This is a genomic window from Pseudoclavibacter terrae (assembly GCF_008831075.1).
Taxonomy (GTDB): Bacteria; Actinomycetota; Actinomycetes; order Actinomycetales; family Microbacteriaceae; genus Pseudoclavibacter; species Pseudoclavibacter terrae.
The window spans coordinates 956,237-976,120 of record NZ_WBJX01000001.1 but is presented as its reverse complement, the minus strand read 5'-3'; the positions used below and the strand labels follow the sequence as shown (position 1 = coordinate 976,120).

Sequence of the window (19,884 nt, the reverse complement as noted above, 5' to 3'; positions counted from 1 at the left end):
CATCCGGAGATGAGGCGGCCCCGACAAGCGTTGCTACTTGCTGTCGCCAGCGGGAGCCTTCGCCGAGCGGGCGGCGGGCTTGGGAGCTGCCGCACCTGCCTCAGCCGTGACCTTCTCGGCGGTGCTCTTGCCGCTCGTGTCGGCGGCGGGCTTGTCCGACGGCGCTGCGGGCTTGCCGCCGCCGTGCTCGCTCGACGCGGGGAGCTTCTCAGGCGCGTCCTTCTTCGTCTCGGCGGCGGCCGGGCGGGGACGCGAAGCGAACCGCTCGAAGCCGGCGCGAGGCGTCTCGCGGGCGCTGAGCGACACGAAGTCGCGGCCGAGCACGAAGTTGTTGATCCAGCCCGTGAGCACGCGGATCTTGCGCTCGACGGTCGGGATCGCGAGGTCGTGGTAGCCGCGGTGCGCGAGCCAGGCGAGCACCCCGGTCAGGGCGAAGGTGCCCGACTGGAAGGCGCCGACGCCGATACCGAGGCCGGCAACCGCACCCATGTTCTCGTGGTAGTAGTCCTTCGGCGTTCCGCCGCGAAGCGTCGCGACGAGGTTCGAGGCCATGAGCTTGCCCTGGCGAACGGCGTGCTGCGCGTTCGGCACGCAGAAGCCGCCGACTCCGCCACCGGAGAGGTCGGGAACGGCGGACACGTCGCCGGCCGCCCAGGCGTCCTGCACGATGCCGTTGTCGCCCTCGACCCGGAGGTCGGCGCGGGCGCGGAGGCGTCCGCGCTCGTCGACGGGAAGGTCGCTGTTGCTCTTGATGATCGGAGCGGCCATGACGCCAGCCGTCCAGACGATGACGTCCGTGGGGAACTTGTCGCCAGCCGACGTCTCGACGACACCGTCGACAGCAGAGGTGACCTGCGTGTTGAGGTGCACGGTCGCGCCGCGCTCGGCGAGGTTCTTGATGACCCAGAGAGCCGTGTCCTCGGAGACCTCGGGCATGATGCGCCCGGCGGCTTCGATGAGGTGGAAGTGCACGTCGTCGAACTGCAGGGACGGGTAGTCCTCGAGCAGCGCGGTCGCGAGCGAGCGCATCTCAGCGAACGACTCGATGCCGGCGAAGCCACCGCCGACGACCACGAAGGTCAGGAGGCGCGTGCGCTCCGGGCCGGGGGCCATCGTCGACGCCTTGTTGAAGTTGTCGATCATCGTGTCGCGGATCCACGTGGCCTCTTCGACCGTCTTCACGCCGATGGCGTTGTCGGCGATGCCCGGGATCGGGAACGTGCGCGATACAGCGCCCGCGGTGACCACGATGATGTCGTAGTTGACCGTGTATGGCTCGCCGATCTCAGGCGTGATGGTCGCCGTCTTCGTGGCGTGGTCGATGTTCGTGACCTCAGCCGTGATGACACGCGAGCGCTTGAGGTGACGTCGCAGCGAGACGACCGCGTGACGCGGCTCGATGTTTCCGCTGATGACCTCGGGAAGGAACGGCTGGTACGTCATGTACGGCAGTGGGTCGACAACCGTGACCTGGGCTTCGCCCGGGTTCAGCTGCTTCTCGAGCTGCCATGCCGTGTAGAAGCCGGCGTAACCTCCGCCAACGATGAGAATCTTAGTCACGTACTTGTACTCCCTGCATGCGATGGTTGGGCGAGGAAAACCTTGTCAAGTCTACTCCTGCGCGTCACCGGTGAGTGCATCACCGGGGTTGGCGCACACGCAGCGCTGCGGTGACCACGTGGACAGCTCGAGGGCCCAGTCGCCGACCGGGTTCACACCGGGCCCCGCGACGAGGGAATGGGCGGCGAGCGCGTGCAGGCACTTGACGCGTGTCGGCATGCCCCCCGCGGTGACGCCCGCGATCTCCTCGACGACCTCGAGGGATTCGCGTTCCGCCAGGTAGCGCTCGTGCGCCGCGAGGTAGGCGGCACCGAACTCGTCGTCGTCGCTGAGGCGCTGCTGCATCTCGGGCATGATCTGGTCCGCCTCGATCTGCGACATGGCGATGGTCGCGGCCGGGTGGGAGAGGTAGTAGAGCGTGGGGAACGGCGTGCCGTCGGGAAGGCGCGGGCGGGTGACGACGACGGTCGGGTTGCCGCACACGCAGCGCGCGCCGATGCCGACGACCCCCCGCATGGGGCGGCCGAGCTGTTCGCGCATGACGTCGAGGTCGCGTTCGGTGGCTTCTGAGTACTCGAGCATTGGTCGCTTTCGGCTGTGCGGGCGGATGCGCGTTCACGCGCATCCACTGATCGTGGTGGTGCGTCTGCTGCTAGTCGGTCGGAGTGGGCGCCGGGGCCGTGCCCGCGGTCACAAGCGACTCGGCGAAGCTGTCGAGCCAGCTCGACTGCGTCTCGTGGAGGTCGGTGCTGATGTTGCTCTGCTGCTGCTTGGTGGTCGCCGGCGGGTCGAGCACGAGGTAGCTCGTGTCCCCCGGCATGACGAAGAGGAGCCGGCCGCGGGCCTGCGACTGGATGTACGCGGGGTCGCTCCACCTGTCGCGTTCCGTGGCGATCTCGTCCACGCTCTGCTGCGTCTGGGTGAGCTCGGCCTGCAGCTGCGCCACGTACTGCCGCTGCGCGATGTAGCGCTGGGCTGTGGGCGCGAGCACGGCGATGCCGAGGATCACCACGAGGGCGACGAGCACGGTCGCGCCGTTCGGGCGCACGGTCGGGATGCGGCTGCGCGAGCCGGAAGCGCCCTGCCGGGATGTGCGGGGCGAGGCGGACGCAGTCTTGGCGCGAGGCTTCGACTTGGGCTTGGCGTTCGACTTGGGCTTCGCGTTCGACTTGGGCTTCGCGTTCGATTGGGACGGCGCACTCGATGTGAGCGGCGTGGCGGCAGCCGGCCGCGCCTTCGACCTCGTGTTCGGAGTGGACTTCGAGCCAGCTCGCGAACCCGCGCTCGTGGTCGGCTTCCCAGCTGCGCCCGTCTTCCTGCCTGCGCCGGACTTGCCTGTCGAGTTGGGCATGCTCATCCCCCTCTCCGTGTCGATCCTCCATCATGCCGAACGGGCCGGGGACTTGCCCCGACCCGTTCGTGTGTCGCGCTGATCAGCGCGGCGCAGTACCTACGCCTTGTGGCGAGGCCTTTACGCCTTGTGGCGAGGGAAGGCGCTGCGTCCCGCGTAGACGGCGGCGTCGCCGAGCTCTTCCTCGATGCGGAGGAGCTCGTTGTACTTCGCGACGCGGTCGGTGCGAGCAGGCGCACCCGTCTTGATCTGGCCCGAGTTCGTGGCGACCGCGAGGTGCGCGATCGTCGCGTCCTCGGTCTCGCCCGAGCGGTGCGAGAGGATCGCCGTGTAGCCGGCGCGCTGCGCGAGCGAGACGGCGTCGAGCGTCTCCGTGAGCGTGCCGATCTGGTTGACCTTCACGAGGAGCGAGTTGGCTGCGCCCTCGGTGATGCCGCGCTGGAGGCGCTCCGGGTTGGTGACGAACAGGTCGTCGCCGACGATCTGCACCTTGTCGCCGATGGCGGCGGTGAGGGCCTGGTAGCCCGACCAGTCGTCCTCGTCCAGCGGGTCCTCGATCGTCACGATCGGGTAGTCGGCGACGAGCTTCTCGTAGAAGGACGTCATCTCCTCGGCCGAGACCTCAGCACCCTCGAAGTGGTACTTGCCGGCCTTGAAGAACTCGCTCGAGGCGACGTCCATGCCGAGCACGATGTCGGTGCCCAGCTCGTACTTCGTCGCGCCGATGGCCTCGACGATGAGGTCGAGAGCGGCACGCGTGTTGGGCAGGTCCGGAGCGAAGCCGCCCTCGTCGCCGAGGCCCGTCGCGTAGCCCTTCGAGTGCAGCGTCTTCTTGAGCTGGTGGTACACCTCGGTGCCCCAGCGAAGCGCCTCGCTGAAGGTCTCTGCACCGATGGGGAGGATCATGAACTCCTGCACGTCGATGCCGTTGTCAGCGTGCGCGCCGCCGTTGATGATGTTCATCATCGGCACGGGCAGCACGTGGGCGTTCGGGCCGCCGACGTAGCGGAAGAGCGGGAGGCCAGCCGAGTCGGCTGCGGCCTTGGCCACTGCGAGGCTCACGCCGAGGATGGCGTTCGCGCCGAGACGCTTCTTGTTCGGGGTGCCGTCGAGCTCCTTGAGCTCCTCGTCGACGAGGCGCTGGTCGCTGGCGTCGAAGAACTCGATGGCGGGGTCGATCTCGTCGATGACGGCCTCGACGGCCTTCTGGACGCCCTTGCCGAGGTAGCGGTCGGCGTCGCCGTCGCGCAGCTCGAAGGCTTCGAAGGCACCGGTGGATGCACCGGACGGCACGGCCGCGCGGCCGGTGGATCCGTCATCGAGCAGAACCTCGACCTCGACGGTTGGGTTGCCTCGGGAATCGAGGATCTCGCGGGCGTGGACGACGTCAATAAGGGCCACAGGATGCTCCTTGCGAATCAGTAGCGTACGGACCGCCAGAGACGCGGTCCTTCGTCAGTGTATCGGGGTCGGTGGAACGGGAGGAAGGAGGGGCTCGACGAGCTCACGAGGTGGGCGACGGCAACCCGGCAGTCTCCCCCGCCATCAGCTCTGCCATGCTCGGGACTCGCCACACGACCGGGTCCTCCGCGTACGCGGCAGCTGCGCCCGGAGGGCCCCACTGCAATTCGACGAGCGCCCTGCCGGGAGGTACGAGATAGAGAGCGCAGCGAAGCTGCTGCGAGTCGGCTTCGTCCTGCTTCGGGACACCCAGGGCTTCTTCGCAGACGATCGCCTCGGGCGCTTCGTCGACGGTCGCGCGCGGCGCCACGGAACCGTCGTCGAGGATGCCGACCAGATCCGGTGGGAGCGCCGACGTCCCATCGTGCGCGTCGCCCTGCATCCCGACTTCGATGTTCACCGATTCCGGGTGCGTCCACTCGTCGCCGATCTCCGCGAGGCCAGCGTTCTCCGGGCCGCCGATCGACAACGTCGTGAACGTGACGGCGACCTCGCGACCGTCCTCGAGCGGGAGCAGCGCGGTCTCCTGATACTCGAACCGACTACCCGGCTCGGCAACGGACTCCGGGATCACGACCTCGTGGTACGTGAACGGCTCGTCCCACTCGCCCAGCAGTGAGCATCCGCTGAGCGAGGCCGTTGAGACCGCGGCAACGCAGGCAGCCGCCAGCCACCGCGTGCGATTTCCGCCGGCCGCTGTCCCGTACCTGTGCGTCGTCCCCAAGGCGCCCCCTCGTTCGGAGGTGCCAGACTACGAGTCCTGGAGCGCTTCGAAGCTGAGCGTCTCCGGCGCCTCGACGTGCTCGTCCCGCACGTGGGCGACGTGCGTGAACCCCTGCTCGGCCAGCGAGGCGAGGAGGCCACGCACGTTCTTGGGCTTCTTCGCGACGCGCACTCGCGAGGCCCCCGAGCGCACGACCGCACCCTTGACCTTCGCGATGTCGGCGACGGATGCGCGCTTGTCGAAGAGCAGAGCGATGGCCCGTTCCTCCCCCGTCTCCGGCAGCTGCGCCAGATCGACGATGCGCTCGAAGCCGATCGAGAAGCCGCAAGCCGGAACATCCTGGCCGAGGAAGCGGCCGATCATGCCGTCGTACCGACCGCCGCCACCGACCGACGAACCGGACTCCGGGTGGGCGGCCTCGAAGATCGTGCCCGTGTAGTAGCCCATCCCGCGGACGAGGCTCGGGTCGAACACGAGCCGAGTCGACGCGCCAGCAGCGGCAGCAGCATCCGCGATCTCGACCATGCCCTCGACGACCTCGACGACGGCCGGGTCCTCGCGGAGCGCGCCGGGCAGGCTCGTGAGAATCGTCTCGCGGTCGAAGCGGATGCCCGACTCGAGCAGCGGAGCCCAGGTGGCGAGCGCCGCCGCGAGCTGCAGGGCCGCCGTCGCGTTGATCGTCGCGAGCTCCGCGGCGACCCCCTCCGGTCCGATCTTGTCGAGCTTGTCGATGGTGATGAGCGCGGCGCCGTGCTCGGCATCCGCGAACCCGCAGTGCACGAGCAGCGCGGTCAGCAGGCGTCGGTCGTTGACTCGCATGGTGCAGTCGTCCAGGCCGAGCTCCACGAGCGCGGCCGACGAGGCCACGAGCAGCTCGACCTCCGCGAGCGCCCCCGGCTCGCCGATGATGTCGATGTCGCACTGCACGAACTGCCGGTATCGGCCCTTCTGGGGGCGCTCTGCTCGCCAGACGGGCGCCATCTGCAGGCTGCGGAAGACACCGGGCAGCGTTCCGCGGTGCGTCGCCACGAATCGGGCGAGCGGCACCGTCAGGTCGAAGCGCAGGCCGAGGTCGCTGAGCGCGAGCGGGTCGCCCGCCTCCGCAGCCGCCGCAAGCGCGTCCGCGTCGAGGGCCCGCTTCATGACGGCGAACGAGAGCTTCTCGTTGTCACCACCGAGCCCCGAGTGCAGCCGGGCGGAGTCCTCGACGACGGGCGTCTCGATCTCATCGAAGCCGTGCCTCGTGTACACCTCGCGGATCGTGCCGAGGATGCGCTCGCGCCTGCGCTTGTCTGCCGGGAGGAAATCGCGCATGCCACGAGGCGGAGTGATCTGAGAAGCCATTGCACTATTCTCGCAGGATGATCGCACGCGACGGATTCGGGGGCGCGCTGTGACCGGCCTCGTCATCCTCTCGGCAGCGCTTCTCTTCGCTGCCTGCATGTTCTGGAGCTTCTCGCGCATCGGCCGCCCGGGCCGCCCACGCGTCGGAGGAGCACTCTCTGGCGCCATGACCGGGGTCGACCAGGCCTTCGCCCCGACCCACGCCGAGGCCGCGGCGACGCTCGACGCGGAGCGCGTGATGCCCGCTCCCTCCCCCGTCGCCGGTGGCCCGCTGCCAGTTGAGAGCGGGCGCGTCGAGATCACGCTCGGACGGCGCGACGAGGCATGACCGCGCAACCGCCCCTCATCAGCGCAGCCCAGGCGCGCCGCATCGCGCTCGCAGCCCAGGGCTTCGGTACCCGCAGTGCCGCGACCGACGTCGGCACCAGGCAGCTCGGCTCGCTGCTCTCGCGCATCCACCTGCTGCAGATCGACTCCGTCAACGTGTGGGAGCGGAGCCACTACATGCCCGTCTTCTCGCGCCTCGGCGGCTACGACAAGGCGGTGCTCGACCGGCTCGCGTCGGGCCGCACCCCGCGGCTCACCGAGTACTGGGCCCACGAGGCGGCGCTGCTTCCCGTCTCGTCACTCCCGCTGTTCGCGTGGCGGATGCGCGACAAAGCGGAACGAGACCGCCGCAAGAACGCGGCGTTCCTCGAGGGCCACGCGGCGACGATCGCCTGGCTGCGCGCCGAGCTCCTCGAGCGCGGACCGCTCGCGGCCAGCGAGTTCGAGCACGAGGCGAACAAGCGGCGCGGATCGTGGTGGGAGTGGTCCGACGTCAAGATCGTGCTCGAGTACCTCTTCCGGTGGGGCGAACTCGCATCCGCCCCGCGCAAGGGCTTCGAGCGTCGTTACGCCCTGCCCGCGCAGGTGCTCCCTCCCGAGGTGCTCGGCACCGAGGTGAGCGCGCGCGACGCCGTCCGCGAGTTGACCGCCATGGCCGCCGCCGCCCACGGCATCGGCACCACGGCTGACCTGGCCGACTACTTCCGCGTGCCGATGGCGCTCACGAAGACCGCGCTCGAAGAGCTCTCCGACTCTGGCGAGGTCCTCCCCGTGCGAGTCGCCGAGTGGGGCAAGGACGGCCAGCCCGGCCTCGCGTGGCTGCACCGGGACGCCCGCCGCCCACGCGCGATGGACGCGGCCGCGCTCCTCTCACCGTTCGACCCCGTCGTCTGGTACCGGCCGAGAGCCGAGCGGATGCACGACTTCCACTACCGCATCGAGATCTACACCCCCGCCCACAAGCGCGTGTACGGCTACTACTCGCTGCCCATCCTCCTCGGCGACGCCGTCGTCGGACGCGTCGACCTGAAGAACGACCGACAGTCGCGCGTCCTGCGAGTGCAGTCGGCGTGGAGCGAAGCGGATGCGCCCGCAGACATCGCCGAACGCACGGCGCTCCTCTTGCGCGAGGCGGCGGCGTGGCAGAACCTCGACGACATCGTCGTCGCCGACCGCGGCACCCTCGCCCGCGACCTCGCGAGTGAACTCACGACCTGACCTGGCAAAGCTCCCTGACCGGGCGCGCTGACGTGGCGCGGTGACCCGACTCCCTGACAGGGCGCGGTCACCCGACTCCCTGACAGGCGCGCTGACAGGGAGCGCCCGACCGAAAGCCAACGCTGCCAGCCAATGCGCCCGTTAGGTCGCGCCAGAGCGGCCATCTGACTGGCGGTGATCGCCGAGAAGTGGCGGTCCGGCGGGATGCTCGCGAGCCCGACGTTGGGGCGCGCAGGTCAGGCCGGTGGGGTTTCTGCCGAGCGGATGCGCCGCTCGAGTTCGCGGTTCGCGAGCCGCATCGCACGTTCGGCGTCGAGACCGCGCGCATCCGCGTCTCGCACGAGCGCCAGCAGCGTCCGCCCCAACTCGAGCTCGGCGTCGGACTCTTCCCTGTCGGCTGGGCCGGCTCCAGCCCGGCCGCCCTCGGAGCGAACCTGCCCCGCCCCGGGTTTCGGGATGGCTTTCTCGCTTCCGGATGGCTTGTTTTCCATCCCGAGGTGATTTTCCCATCCCGAAACCACGTCGCCCGCGGCGACCTCCTCCACCCCGGGTTTCGGGATGGCTTCCTCGCTTCCGGATGGCTTGTTTCCCATCCCGAGGTGATTTCCCCATCCCGAATCGACGTCGCCCGTGGCGACCCCCTCCACCCCGGGTTTCGGGATGGCTTTCTCGCTTCCGGATGGCTTGTTTCCCATCCCGAGGTGACTTTCCCATCCCGAATCCACGTCGCCAGTGGCGACCCCCTCCACCCCAGGTTTCGGGATGGCTTTCTCGCTTCCGGATGGCTTGTTTCCCATCCCGAGGTGACTTTCCCATCCCGAATCGAGAGTGGTGGAGACGGATGCGGTGTCAGCCGCGACGGCGGGCGACACCGCCGCGGCGACCTGGCGTTCCTTGCCGAGGAGCTTCTGGGCGAGCGCGAGCGCCGACATGTCGCGCGGCACGCCATCGAGGACGCTCGTGCGGTCGCGCTTCTCGACGGCTTTCGCCTCCTGCCACAGGCGGATGATCTCGTCGATGTCACGCGTGGGCGTCGGCCCGAAGACGTGCGGGTTGCGGCGCACGAGCTTGTCCGCCTGCTCTCGGGCGACGTCCTCGAGCGTGAACGCGCCGCTCCCCCGCGTGGAGGCGATGTCGGAGTGGAAGAGCACCTGGAAGAGCACGTCGCCGAGCTCCTCGCGGATATCGGTCGGGTCGTCGTCCTCGAGCGCCTCGACGAGCTCCGCGGTCTCCTCCGTGAGGTACTTCACGAGCGTCGCGTGCGTCTGCTCCTCATACCAGGCGCATCCGCCCTCACCGCGAAAGGCCTCGACGACTTCGAGCAGGCGGAGCAGCTCCGGATGCTCGCGGCGCCCCGAGCGCTCGCCCGCGTCGGCCACGGCTACTTCGCCTCCGTGTCGCTCGGCACCTCGACGACCTCATCCTCGACCTCGAAGATCGCCTTGAGGATGCCGCGCACCCAGATCAGCATCTCCTCGTCGCTGGGCTGGTTGCCGTCCCGACCTTCGAGCACGGGGATGGCGAGCGAGTGCGTCGCGTCGACGACCTTCGACCCGGGGTACATGCGGCGCAGGCGCATCTGCTTCGAGTCGCTCAGCTCGGCCGGTCCGATGCGCAGCGTCTTGCCGAACACGACGAGCTCGCCGAGACCGGCCTTCACGGCGAGGCGACGCAGCTTCGAGACCTCGATGAGGCGCTGGACCTCGATGGGCGGTTCGCCGTAGCGGTCCTGGAGCTCCTCGAGAACGAGCCCGATCTGGCCGGGCTTCGCGTTCGGGCTCGAGGCGCTCGACAGCTTCTGGTAGGCCTCGAGGCGCAGCCGCTCGCTCGCGACGTAGTCCTCCGGCACGCGAGCATCCACGGGGATCTCGAGGCGCAGCTCGGTCTGCCCCTCCGCGACCTCGCCGCGGAACGTGTTGACGGCCTCGCCGATCATGCGCAGGTAGAGGTCGAACCCGACGCCTGCGATGTGCCCGGACTGCTCGCCGCCGAGCAGGTTTCCGGCGCCACGGATCTCGAGGTCCTTGAGCGCGACCTGCATGCCGGAGCCGAGCTCGTTGTTCGCGGCGATCGTCTCGAGGCGGTCGGTGGCGGTCTCCGTGAGCGGACGCGTTCCGTCGTAGAGCAGGTACGCGTAGGCGCGTTCGCGGCCTCGGCCGACGCGTCCGCGCAGCTGGTGCAGCTGGCTGAGCCCGTACCGCTCCGCGTCGTCGATGATGAGCGTGTTGGCGTTGGCGATGTCGAGGCCGGTTTCCACGATCGTCGTCGACACGAGCACATCGAACTTGCGCTCCCAGAAGTCGACGATGATCTGCTCGAGCCTCGCCTCGCTGAGCTTGCCGTGGGCGACCGCGACGCGCGCCTCCGGGACGAGCTCAGCGATCTCGGCGGCGACCCGGTTGATGGATGCGGTGCGGTTGTGCACGTAGAAGACCTGCCCTTCGCGGAGCAGCTCGCGGCGGATCGCCGCCGCCACCTGGCGGTCGGACTTCGCGCCGACGAACGTGAGGATCGGGTGTCGGTCCTCCGGCGGGGTCGCGAGCGTCGACATCTCGCGGATGCCCGTGACCGCCATCTCGAGCGTTCGCGGGATGGGCGTCGCGCTCATGGCGAGGATGTCGACGTTGGCCTTGAGCTTCTTGAGGGCGTCCTTGTGCTCGACGCCGAACCGCTGCTCCTCGTCGATGACGATGAGTCCCACGTCCTTGTACGCGATCGAGTCGGTGAGCAGGCGATGCGTGCCGATGACGATGTCGACGGAGCCGTCTGCGAGTCCGCGGATCGTCTCCTCAGACTCCTTCTTCGACTGGAAGCGGCTCAGCGGCTTGATGGTGACGGGGAAGCCGGCCATGCGCTCCGAGAACGTCTCGTGGTGCTGGCGCACGAGCAGCGTCGTCGGCACGAGGATGACCACCTGCTTGCCGTCCTGCACTGCCTTGAACGCCGCGCGCACGGCGACCTCGGTCTTGCCGAAGCCGACGTCTCCCGAGACGAGGCGGTCCATGGGGATGGGCCGCTCCATGTCGCGCTTGATCTCGTCGACGGTCTGCAGCTGGTCGGGCGTCTCCACGAACGGGAACGCCTCCTCGAGCTCGTGCTGCCATGGCGTGTCCGGCCCGAAGGCGTGCCCCTTCGACGCCATGCGCGTGCTGTAGAGCTTCACGAGCTCCACGGCGATGTCGCGGACCGCCTTGCGCGCCTTGCCCTTGGCGGCGGACCAGTCGGAGCCGCCCATCTTCGACAGGGCTGGCGCCTCGCCGCCGACGTACTTCGTGAGCTGGTCGAGCTGTTCAGTCGGGATGTAGAGCTTGTCTCCGGGCTGCCCTCGCTTCGACGGCGCGTATTCGATGAGGAGGTACTCGCGCACGGTCTTCGGGGCGTTGCGGCCACCTGCCTGCACCTCGCGCTGACGCAGCTCGATGAACTTGCCGATGCCGTGCGTCTCGTGCACGACGAAGTCGCCCGCTTTGAGCTGCAGGGGGTCGACAACTGAATTCGTGCGTCGCCGCGCGAGCTTCTTCGGCTGCCTGGAGTCGTAGCCGACGGAACGGCCGAAGAAGTCGGTCTCGGTGACGAGCGCGAGCTTCTGCCCGGGGACCTGCACGCCGGTGGAGACGGGCGACTGGGTCAGGTAGGCGACGCCGGTCTCGAGCTCGTCCGGCAGCTCGTCGACGAGCCTCGCCCCGTCGCCGTGCTCGGAGAGCAGCTGGCTCGCACGTTCGACGAGCCCTGGCCCCTGGCTCGTGACGACGACCCGCCAGCCGTCCTTGAGCAGAGCCGACACGTGCTCGATGGCGCCGTCTGCGTTCCCGGCGAAGCTCGGCACCGCGTCGCCCTCGATCTTGACGGCGAGGATCTCGCTGGCGTCGAGCTGCTCCTCCGGGATCTCCAGCGACTGGAACGGCGACAGCGACCACCACGGCCGGCCGCCACGCGCATCCCGCAGTCCTGAGACGGTGAGGAAGTCTCCGGAGCTGAGATCGATGGGCGCGTCGGCGCCGGCCGTCGCCGCGCTCCACGCGGCCTCGAGGAACTCGTGGTTCGTCTCGGAGAGGTGCACGGCGCGCGTTGCGACTCGCTCGGGCGAGAGCACCGCCATGGCGGCGTCCTCCGGCAGGTAGCTGGTGATGGGCACGAGCTCGCTCACGAGCGCCGGCGCGAGCGACTCCATGCCCTCGGACGGGATGCCCTCGGCGATCTTGGCGAGCATCTGCTGCAGGTTCGGGAACTCGTGCTGCATCTCGCGCGCCCGCTGCCGAACGCTCTCCGTGAGCAGCAGCTCGCGTGCTGGCGTGATGAGCGCCTCCGTCACCTCGGACTCGAGCGAGCGCTGGTCGGCGACCGAGAACACGCGGATCTCGTCGACCTCGTCGCCGAAGAAGTCGATGCGCAGCGCGTGCGAGGCGTCCGGCGGGAACACGTCGAGGATGCCGCCGCGAACGGCGAACTCGCCGCGGCGGGTGACCATGTCGACGCGAGAGTAGGCGAGGTCGACGAGCTGCAGGGCGAGGCTCGAGAGGTCGTTGCCGCGGGAGCCGCGCTCGAGGCGGATGGTCGTCGCCGCGTCGAGCCCGGGCAGGAGCGGCTGCAGTGCCGCGCGAACCGAGGCGAGGAGCACGAACGGCGCCGTGCGGTCGCCGGCCTTCCACTCGGTGAGCTCGCGCATCGCGCGCAGTCGCTTGCCCGTCGTCTCGACCGATGGGCTCAGGCGCTCGTGCGGGAGCGTCTCCCACGCGGGGAACTCGGCGATGTGCGCATTCGGGACGAACGTCTGCAGGTCTGTGCCGAACTGCTCGGTCTCGCGGCTCGTCGCCGTGAGCACGAACAGCATGGGCGCCGCGCCGAGCTCTGCCTGGCGCGCGGCGAGGAGGTTCGCGATGAGCGGCGCCCTCGCCCCGTCGACGAGCGAGAAGTCGGTGTCACGACCGGCACGCCCCATGGCGCGCTCGAAGGAAGGGGTGGACTGGATGGAGCGTACGAAGCCGTGCAGAGTCACTCGGGGAATTGTACGCGCCGAGGCGAAGATACTTCCTACAGCGGCGGCTCGCTGCCCCGCTGCCAGCGATCTACGCCAGGTCCGCCGACTCGAGGAGCACGGTGAAGGGGCCGTCGTTGATGCTCGCGACCTTCATCATGGCGCCGAACTCGCCGGTCTCGACGTGCGCTCCGCCCTCGCGGAGCGCGTCGACGAAGGCATCCACGAGTGGCTCCGAGTGCGCCCTGCCGCTCGCGAGCGACCACGACGGCCGTCGCCCCTTGCGCGCATCCCCGTAGAGCGTGAACTGGCTGACGACCAGCACCGGTGCGCCGGTGTCGAGCACGGACTTCTCGTCGTTCAGGATGCGCAGCCCGAGCACCTTGCGGGCGAGCTTCGCCGCATCCGCAGCGGTGTCGGTGTGCGTGACGCCGACGAGGACCAGGAGCCCAGGGGCGGCGATGAGGCCGACGATCCGCTCGTCGACGGTGACGCTCGCCTCCGTGACCCGCTGGATGACGAGCTTCACGCGCCCGCTGCCGTGTGCACGCGAAGCTGCGCTGCCTGGATGCCTTCGCCCGCGATCAGCTCGACGGCGTCCGCCGCGTCGCCGACGAGCACGGGAAGGACGTCGCGCTCGCTGCCCGCGAAGTCCTTGAGCACGAAGTCGGCCGCATCCTGCCGGCCGGGAGGACGCCCGATGCCGACTCGGACACGAAGGTAACCCGGGTCGCCGAGAGCCGCGCTGATGTCGCGGAGACCGTTGTGGCCGCCGTGTCCGCCACCGACCTTCAGCTTGAGGGTGTCGAACGGGAGATCGAGCTCGTCGTGCACGACGATCACGTGGTCGACGTCGACCCCGTAGTAGGCGACGAGCTGCGAGACCGGTCCGCCCGAGGTGTTCATGTAGCCGTTCGACTTCGCAAGCACGAGCTTCGGCCCACCAGGCGCCGTGCGCCCCTCTGCGACACGCGCGTTGGCCTTGGTGTGCCTGGAGAAGCTGGCCCCGAGCCGTTTCGCGAGCTCGTCCACGACGAACTGCCCGACGTTGTGCCGGTTCTTCGCGTACTTCTCGCCGGGATTGCCGAGTCCGACCACGAGCCAGGTGTCTGCTGCCATGCTGCAAAGCCTTTCATGCGACGGGATGCGCTGGGTGACGACCCGTCGGATCTCTGGGACGCGAAAGGCGGACGGCCGGAGCCGCCCGCCTTTCGACGAAGATGCGTCGAATCGACGACGCCAGACGCGAGATTACTCGGCGGCTGCTTCTTCGGACTCTTCGTCCTCATCCTCGTCCTCGCCGCGAGGCGTCTGGATCGAGACGAGGGCAACCTCTTCTGCGTCTTCCGCGAGGTCGACGAGCTCGGTGCCCTCGGGCAGCTTGAGGTCTTCGCGGTGGATGAGCGTGCCGTCCTCGAGGCCCTCGACCGAGACCTCGATGAAGCTCGGGATGGTGGTCGCGTCGGCCGAGACCAGGATCGTCGTCGCGTCCTGCACGGCGATCGTGCCGGGGAACGGGTCGCCCACGAGGTGCAGCGGCACGTCGACCTCGACGCGCTCGCCCTTGCGGATGACCGCGAGGTCGAGGTGCTCGATGATCTGGCGCACCGGGTCACGCTGGACGTCGCGGACGAGCGCGAGCTGCTTGTCGCCTTCGATGTCGAGCTCGATGAGCGCGTTCGCCTTGCGGATGAGCAGCATCGTCTCGTGACCCGGGAGGGTCAGGTGGCGGGGCTCGGTGCCGTGGCCGTAGAGGACCGCGGGGATCTTGCCTGCGGCGCGGATCTTGCGTGCCGCGCCCTTGCCGAACTGGTTGCGCAGTTCAACGCTGAGCTTGTTGGTCTCTGCCATGTTGTCTCCTTGGTGGTGGTTCTCGACAGACTGAGGAAGCGTGTGGAGGCCCGTTCAAGGACACATCACCGCGTCGATCACGGGCCTCACGGCCCCTCGCCGAAGTTCAGCCCCCCACTTTACGTCATGGAGCGCCAGGATGTGCACGTTCTGAGAAAGCCGCGATGACCTTCCCGTCAGAAGCCGACGGCCTTGCGCCAGCCGTGGCGACGAGCGCTGCTCACGGCGGCGCCGGCCCCCAGCATCGCGAACCCGAAGACCACCAGCTCAGCTGCGAGCAGGGACACGGCCATTCCGGATGCGGGCCCGGCGAAGAGCGCGAACGTCGAGAGCTCGTCCTGCCACAGCGGGAGCCCGGCGATGGCCGCGGTGAGTTGAGCGTGGAGGAGGAAGGAGGCGAGCCCCGCGAGCACGGAAAGGGCACCCGCGACGACCGCCCCGGTGCCGGACAACCGCATCGTGAGCGCCATGAGGAAGAAGCCGACGGCGGCCAGCATGGTGACGAGCATCGTCCAGACGGGCGAGACCCCGGCACCGTCGCCGAGGAAGCTGCCAGCCGACGACGAGATCCCCGACACGATGATGAGCAGGGGGATGGCGCTGAAGGCGGCGACGCAGATCACGTACAAGGGCACGGCCAGGAAGACGGAGCCGATGCGCGCCCACACGTTGGGGCTGGCGGACTCGCGGGCGCGACCGTACCTGCTCGCCTGTCCCCGCGCATCCGTCAGTCCCGACTTCTGCGCGGCGGGCGGCTGCTGGACGCCCTCCTTGGCTGTGCGGCTCGGAGCGACGGGTGCCGCCGCGGGCGGTGGTGCCTGCTGCGGGATGACCCGGGTGGACTCCTCGTTGCCGGCGTAGAGACTCGACGACGAGCGAGCGGATGGGGCGCTCGGCGTCGCACGCGTCCTCGGCATCGCCGTCGTCGGCTGCTGGTCGGTGATGGCGTCGCCGTCATCGTCTGGGCGCCCGAAATCGTAGGCTCTCGTGCGGGCGTCGTGATCAGCCACTGAGTGTCTCCCTGTCTAGGTGCTCGCGGTCGCGCGCGCAGCCAGATATGGTCCTGGCTGTGCGCCGAGTTCGGCGCCGTCTCGTCATGTGCGGAAATGGTTGCCGTGCTCGTGCCACAAGTCAGGGTACGACTGCCCGTCGTGCAATACCGTGGAGTGTCCCGTGCATCGCCCTGACGGGAGACAAGCATCCACTCTGAAAGAGACGCATCTATGACCACTGACGCTGCCCCCTCGATCTCCTCGGAAACCGGCTCGTCCCCCAGCGCGAACATCGGCGTTGTCGGCATGGCCGTCATGGGCTCCAACCTCGCCAGGAACCTCGCGAGCCGCGAGGGCAACACCGTCGCGGTCTACAACCGCTCCCCCGAGCGCACCCGCACGCTCGTGAGCGAGCACCCGGAAGCAGGCTTCGTGCCGTCCGAGTCGATCGCCGACTTCGCAGCGTCACTCCAGAAGCCCCGCACCGCGATCATCATGGTCCAGGCAGGCGCCGGCACCGACGCGGTCATCAACCAGCTCGTCGACGCGTTCGAGCCGGGCGACATCATCGTGGATGGCGGCAACGCCCTCTTCACCGACACCCGCCGCCGCGAGGCAGCCGTGCGAGAGACGGGCATCCACTTCGTGGGCTGCGGCATCTCCGGCGGCGAAGAGGGCGCCCTCAACGGCCCCTCCCTCATGCCGGGCGGCACCGCCGAGTCGTACGAGACCCTCGGCCCCATCCTGCGCAGCATCGCCGCGGTCGCCGAGGGCGAGCCCTGCGTCACCCACGTCGGCACCGACGGCGCCGGCCACTTCGTGAAGATGATCCACAACGGCATCGAGTACGCCGACATGCAGCTCATCGCCGAGGCCTACGACCTCATCCGCCGCGGCACCGGCAAGTCCCCCGCCGAGATCGCCGAGATCTTCGCCGAGTGGAACAAGGGCGAGCTCGAGTCGTACCTCATCGAGATCACCGCAGAGGTGCTCCGCCAGGTCGACGCCGACACGCAGCTGCCGCTCGTTGATGTCATCCTCGACGCCGCCGGCGCCAAGGGCACCGGCGCGTGGACCGTGCAGACCGCCCTCGACCTCGGCGTGCCCGTCTCCGGCATCGCCGAAGCCGTGTTCGCGCGCTCCGTGTCCTCCAAGCTCGAGCAGCGCGCCGCATCCCGAACGCTCCCCGGCCCCGACGGCTTCCAGGTCGAGGACGCCGACGGCTTCGTCGAGGACGTGCGCCTCGCGCTCTACGCGTCCAAGATCATCGCCTACTCGCAGGGCTTCGACGCCATCATCGCCGGCGCCGAGCAGTACGGGTGGGACATCAAGAAGGGCGACATCGCCGCGATCTGGCGAGCCGGCTGCATCATCCGCGCCCGCTTCCTGAACCGCATCACCGAGGCGTACGCCGAGGACCCGAACCTCGTCGCGCTCGTCACCGCGCCCTTCTTCCGCGACGCCGTCGACACGGCCCAGGCCGCGTGGCGCCGCGTCGTCGTGCAGGCAGCGCAGGCCGGCATCCCCGCGCCCGCCTTCTCCTCCAGCCTGTCGTACTACGACGGGCTGCGCGCCGAGCGCCTCCCCGCCGCCCTCATCCAGGGACAGCGCGACTTCTTCGGCGCCCACACCTACAAGCGCGTCGACCGCGACGGCGTCTTCCACACCGACTGGTCCGGCGACCGCACCGAGCGCAGCGCGTAGCCAGCTCGGCGAGCAGCAGACGGCCCCGGCTCTCAGGCAACCGCCTGAGGGCCGGGGCCTTCTGGGTTAACCGCGCTGCTGCATCTGCTGCCGCATCCACGTCCGCATCCGTATCCGCGTCCTCAGAAGTCAGCCAGACGCACCTTCACAACGATGTGAGCGTGCATCTCACCAACTTCTGTTGCCTGGGGGGGGGTGGGCCAGCTAGGGGGCGGATGGCCGGATGAAGGCTGGCGAGCAAACACAGGCGCAGGCGCAGGCATGCAACTGAAACCAGCGCCAAAACACTGGAAAAGTCAGCCAGATGCGGGCTCCCGCGCGGAGGAACCTGCTTCTGGCTCACTCATCCAGGGTGGGGGCAGCAGGCGGAGGGGCAGCAGGCGGAGGGGCGGCAGGCGGAGTGAGGCGGGCGGAGTCAGGCAGGCGAGGGCGAAAAGTCAGCCAGATGCAGGCTCCCGCGCGAAGGAGGATGCATCTGGCTGACTTTTCAGGGAGGAGGAGGCAGGGAGGAGGCAGGGAGGAGGCAGGGAGGAAGAGGAGGAGGACGAGGAGGACGAGGAGGACGAGGAGGACGAGGAGGAGGGGACTTAGACGGCGGCGGGGGTCTTCGCGTCGCTCGCTGCGACCTTCGGTGAGACGGCCCGGGATGCTCGCGTGCGGCCGTGCGTGAAGTAGAGCGGGAGTCCGACGAACAGCAGTCCGCCGACGAGATTGCCGACGACCGTGGGGATCTCGTTCCAGATCAGGTAGTCCATGAGCGTGAAGTCGGCGCCGAGGAGCAGGCCTGAGGGGAACAGGAACATGTTCACGATGGAGTGCTCGAAGCCCATGAAGAAGAACAGCATGATGGGCATCCACATGGCGATGACCTTGCCGGAGACGCTCTTGGAGATCATGGCGAGGGCCACTCCGGTCGCGACCATGGCGTTGCAGAGCACGGCGCGGACGAAGAGGGTGAGCATGCCGGAGGCGCCATGCTCGGCGTAGCCCACGGTCCGGCCCTCGCCGATGTGCCCGATGGCCTCGCCGACCTCGTTCGGCGGTGTCGCGAAGCCGTTCGTCACGACGATGGCCATGAGGACTGCGATGGTGAAGGCGCCGAGGAAGTTGCCGACGAACACGAGGCCCCAGTTGCGGAGCACGCCGCGGAGGGTGACGCCTGGCCGCTTGTCGAGCCAGGCGAGCGGGCCGAGCACGAACACTCCCGTGAGGAGGTCGTAGCCGAGCAGGTACAGCATGATGAAGCCGACGGGGAAGAGCAGCGCGCCGAGCAGCGGGACGCCGGTCGTGACGCTGACGGTCACGGCGAAGGCGGCGGCGATGGTGAGGAACGCGCCGCCCATGGTCGAGCGGATGATGGTGTCGCGGGTCGACAGGAAGATCTTGCTCTCCCCGGCATCGATCATGGTGGTGACGAGGTCATTCGGCTTGACGTAGGACACGGGTTCCCTTTCGCTCTGGCGATGCTCTGCGGCCATGTTCGGCCCGATGTCCACAAGCTATTCGGGTGCAGTTTCGGCCCCGTGGCTCGTGCGGTGCGTTCTGGTTTCTTTTCCCTCTCGCCCTCGCGGCGGGGCTGTGAGAAGTGCGATCAGATGGGGGCCGCGGCGGGGACGACGGCATCGAAGCGCTCGAGGATGATGTGCGCGATGCTGTCGTCGACGCCGAGGGGCGCGGCCACGATGTCGGCGCCCGCCTCGGTGACGCGGTCGTGGAAGAAGCCGGGGGTGAGCAGGTAGCTGGCGATGCTGACCCGGCGCGCCTGGGCGTCGCCGTGATGCGCGCCAGTCGCGCCTCGAGCGAGCTCCACGGCCGCTGGCACCCGCGGGTCGAGGGCCGCTCCGTAGCCGAGCAGCGCATCCGCACCTCCGATGGCGTTGAACTGCTCGCGCAGCTCGTGGAAGCGGGGCACGGCTGCAGCGGCCGTAGAACCCGCGACGGCGATGACGACCCCGTCGTCGGCACTGCCGCCGGCTTCGAGGAACCGGTCCCAGAGCAGCTGCGAGAGTCTGGGGTCCGGTCCGAGGGGCGCCGCGACCGAGGTGCCGGGTCGGGCGGCCGCGGCTTCCGCGATGTCGACCTGCGTGTGGAAGCCGACGGTGAGGAGCACGGGGACGATGATGACCTCGGCGTCGGCGGGCAGGCCCGCGAGGACGTCGACGAGGCTCGGCTGCTGCACGTCGACGAACGCCTCGACGACCTGCACGCTCGTTCGTATCGCCTGCACTCGGCGCAGCAGCTCGCGGATGACGGCCTGACCGTCGACGTTGTCGGTGCCGTGGGACGCGCCCACCAGGATCGTCGGCCGAGGGTGCTGCTGGTTCATCCGGTGCTCGCTCTCCGTGCTGATGCTCGTTGCTGATGCTCGTCCGTCGAC

General features: G+C 69.0%; 17 protein-coding genes. 3 read left to right on the top strand and 14 right to left on the bottom strand.

Going from position 1 to position 19,884, the window contains the following annotated elements; genetic code table 11:
- Positions 1-33: 33 nt before the first annotated feature.
- The 6 genes from F8O03_RS04530 to hisS form a co-directional block, all read right to left on the bottom strand.
- Positions 34-1,560: an NAD(P)/FAD-dependent oxidoreductase gene (locus tag F8O03_RS04530; RefSeq protein WP_151422789.1), complete on the bottom strand. Its 1,527-nt coding sequence runs from the start codon at positions 1,558-1,560 to the stop codon at positions 34-36.
- Between the two features lie 51 nt (positions 1,561-1,611).
- Positions 1,612-2,142, bottom strand: a complete 531-nt coding sequence (locus tag F8O03_RS04525; protein WP_244295900.1) for a DUF501 domain-containing protein — start codon at positions 2,140-2,142, stop codon at positions 1,612-1,614.
- 70 nt (positions 2,143-2,212) lie between these two features.
- A complete protein-coding gene (locus F8O03_RS04520; protein ID WP_151422788.1) occupies positions 2,213-2,917 on the bottom strand; it encodes an FtsB family cell division protein in 705 nt (234 codons plus the stop codon).
- A gap of 114 nt (positions 2,918-3,031) precedes the next feature.
- A complete protein-coding gene (eno, locus tag F8O03_RS04515) occupies positions 3,032-4,312 on the bottom strand; it encodes a phosphopyruvate hydratase (RefSeq protein WP_151422787.1) in 1,281 nt (426 codons plus the stop codon).
- A 103-nt stretch (positions 4,313-4,415) separates the two neighbouring features.
- On the bottom strand, positions 4,416-5,096 hold the full coding sequence (locus F8O03_RS04510) for a hypothetical protein (protein WP_151422786.1): 681 nt from the start codon (positions 5,094-5,096) through the stop codon (positions 4,416-4,418).
- A gap of 27 nt (positions 5,097-5,123) precedes the next feature.
- Positions 5,124-6,440 carry a histidine--tRNA ligase gene (gene hisS / locus F8O03_RS04505; RefSeq protein WP_151422785.1) on the bottom strand — a complete coding sequence of 439 codons (1,317 nt, stop codon included), beginning with the start codon at positions 6,438-6,440 and terminating at the stop codon, positions 5,124-5,126.
- A 49-nt stretch (positions 6,441-6,489) separates the two neighbouring features.
- Here hisS and F8O03_RS04500 point away from each other — a divergent pair, with 49 nt between their 5' ends.
- Both F8O03_RS04500 and F8O03_RS04495 read left to right on the top strand, forming a co-directional pair.
- Positions 6,490-6,768, top strand: coding sequence for a hypothetical protein (locus tag F8O03_RS04500; protein ID WP_151422784.1), 279 nt, complete (start codon positions 6,490-6,492; stop codon positions 6,766-6,768).
- On the top strand, positions 6,765-7,985 hold the full coding sequence (locus F8O03_RS04495) for a winged helix-turn-helix domain-containing protein (protein WP_151422783.1): 1,221 nt from the start codon (positions 6,765-6,767) through the stop codon (positions 7,983-7,985). The genes F8O03_RS04500 and F8O03_RS04495 overlap by 4 nt, the downstream gene beginning before the upstream one ends.
- 236 nt (positions 7,986-8,221) lie before the next feature.
- On the opposite strand, the gene F8O03_RS18400 is transcribed toward F8O03_RS04495, so the two are convergent.
- The 6 genes from F8O03_RS18400 to F8O03_RS04465 all read right to left on the bottom strand — a co-directional run bounded on the left by F8O03_RS18400 (position 8,222) and on the right by F8O03_RS04465 (position 15,821).
- Positions 8,222-9,364, bottom strand: coding sequence for a MazG nucleotide pyrophosphohydrolase domain-containing protein (locus tag F8O03_RS18400; protein ID WP_151422782.1), 1,143 nt, complete (start codon positions 9,362-9,364; stop codon positions 8,222-8,224).
- A gap of 2 nt (positions 9,365-9,366) precedes the next feature.
- Entirely contained in the window at positions 9,367-12,981 is a 3,615-nt protein-coding gene (gene mfd, locus F8O03_RS04485; RefSeq protein ID WP_416375833.1) for a transcription-repair coupling factor, read from the bottom strand.
- Between the two features lie 70 nt (positions 12,982-13,051).
- Positions 13,052-13,489 (bottom strand): D-aminoacyl-tRNA deacylase, encoded by a 438-nt coding sequence (dtd, locus tag F8O03_RS04480; protein WP_151422781.1) that lies wholly within the window; start codon positions 13,487-13,489, stop codon positions 13,052-13,054.
- On the bottom strand, positions 13,486-14,079 hold the full coding sequence (gene pth / locus F8O03_RS04475; RefSeq protein WP_151422780.1) for an aminoacyl-tRNA hydrolase: 594 nt from the start codon (positions 14,077-14,079) through the stop codon (positions 13,486-13,488). Before pth ends, dtd begins: the two co-directional genes overlap by 4 nt.
- A 132-nt stretch (positions 14,080-14,211) precedes the next feature.
- Positions 14,212-14,811: a 50S ribosomal protein L25/general stress protein Ctc gene (locus F8O03_RS04470; RefSeq protein ID WP_104253694.1), complete on the bottom strand. Its 600-nt coding sequence runs from the start codon at positions 14,809-14,811 to the stop codon at positions 14,212-14,214.
- A 176-nt stretch (positions 14,812-14,987) separates the two neighbouring features.
- Positions 14,988-15,821, bottom strand: coding sequence for a hypothetical protein (locus tag F8O03_RS04465; RefSeq protein ID WP_151422779.1), 834 nt, complete (start codon positions 15,819-15,821; stop codon positions 14,988-14,990).
- A gap of 213 nt (positions 15,822-16,034) precedes the next feature.
- On the opposite strand from F8O03_RS04465, the gene gndA reads away from it, so the two are divergent.
- Positions 16,035-17,507 (top strand): NADP-dependent phosphogluconate dehydrogenase, encoded by a 1,473-nt coding sequence (gene gndA / locus F8O03_RS04460; protein WP_151422778.1) that lies wholly within the window; start codon positions 16,035-16,037, stop codon positions 17,505-17,507.
- A 587-nt stretch (positions 17,508-18,094) separates the two neighbouring features.
- Here the strand turns inward: gndA and F8O03_RS04455 are convergent.
- Both F8O03_RS04455 and F8O03_RS04450 read right to left on the bottom strand, forming a co-directional pair.
- Positions 18,095-18,949, bottom strand: a complete 855-nt coding sequence (locus tag F8O03_RS04455; RefSeq protein ID WP_151422777.1) for a formate/nitrite transporter family protein — start codon at positions 18,947-18,949, stop codon at positions 18,095-18,097.
- 149 nt (positions 18,950-19,098) lie between these two features.
- Positions 19,099-19,833 carry a sirohydrochlorin chelatase gene (locus F8O03_RS04450; RefSeq protein WP_151422776.1) on the bottom strand — a complete coding sequence of 245 codons (735 nt, stop codon included), beginning with the start codon at positions 19,831-19,833 and terminating at the stop codon, positions 19,099-19,101.
- Between the last annotated feature and the right edge of the window lie 51 nt (positions 19,834-19,884).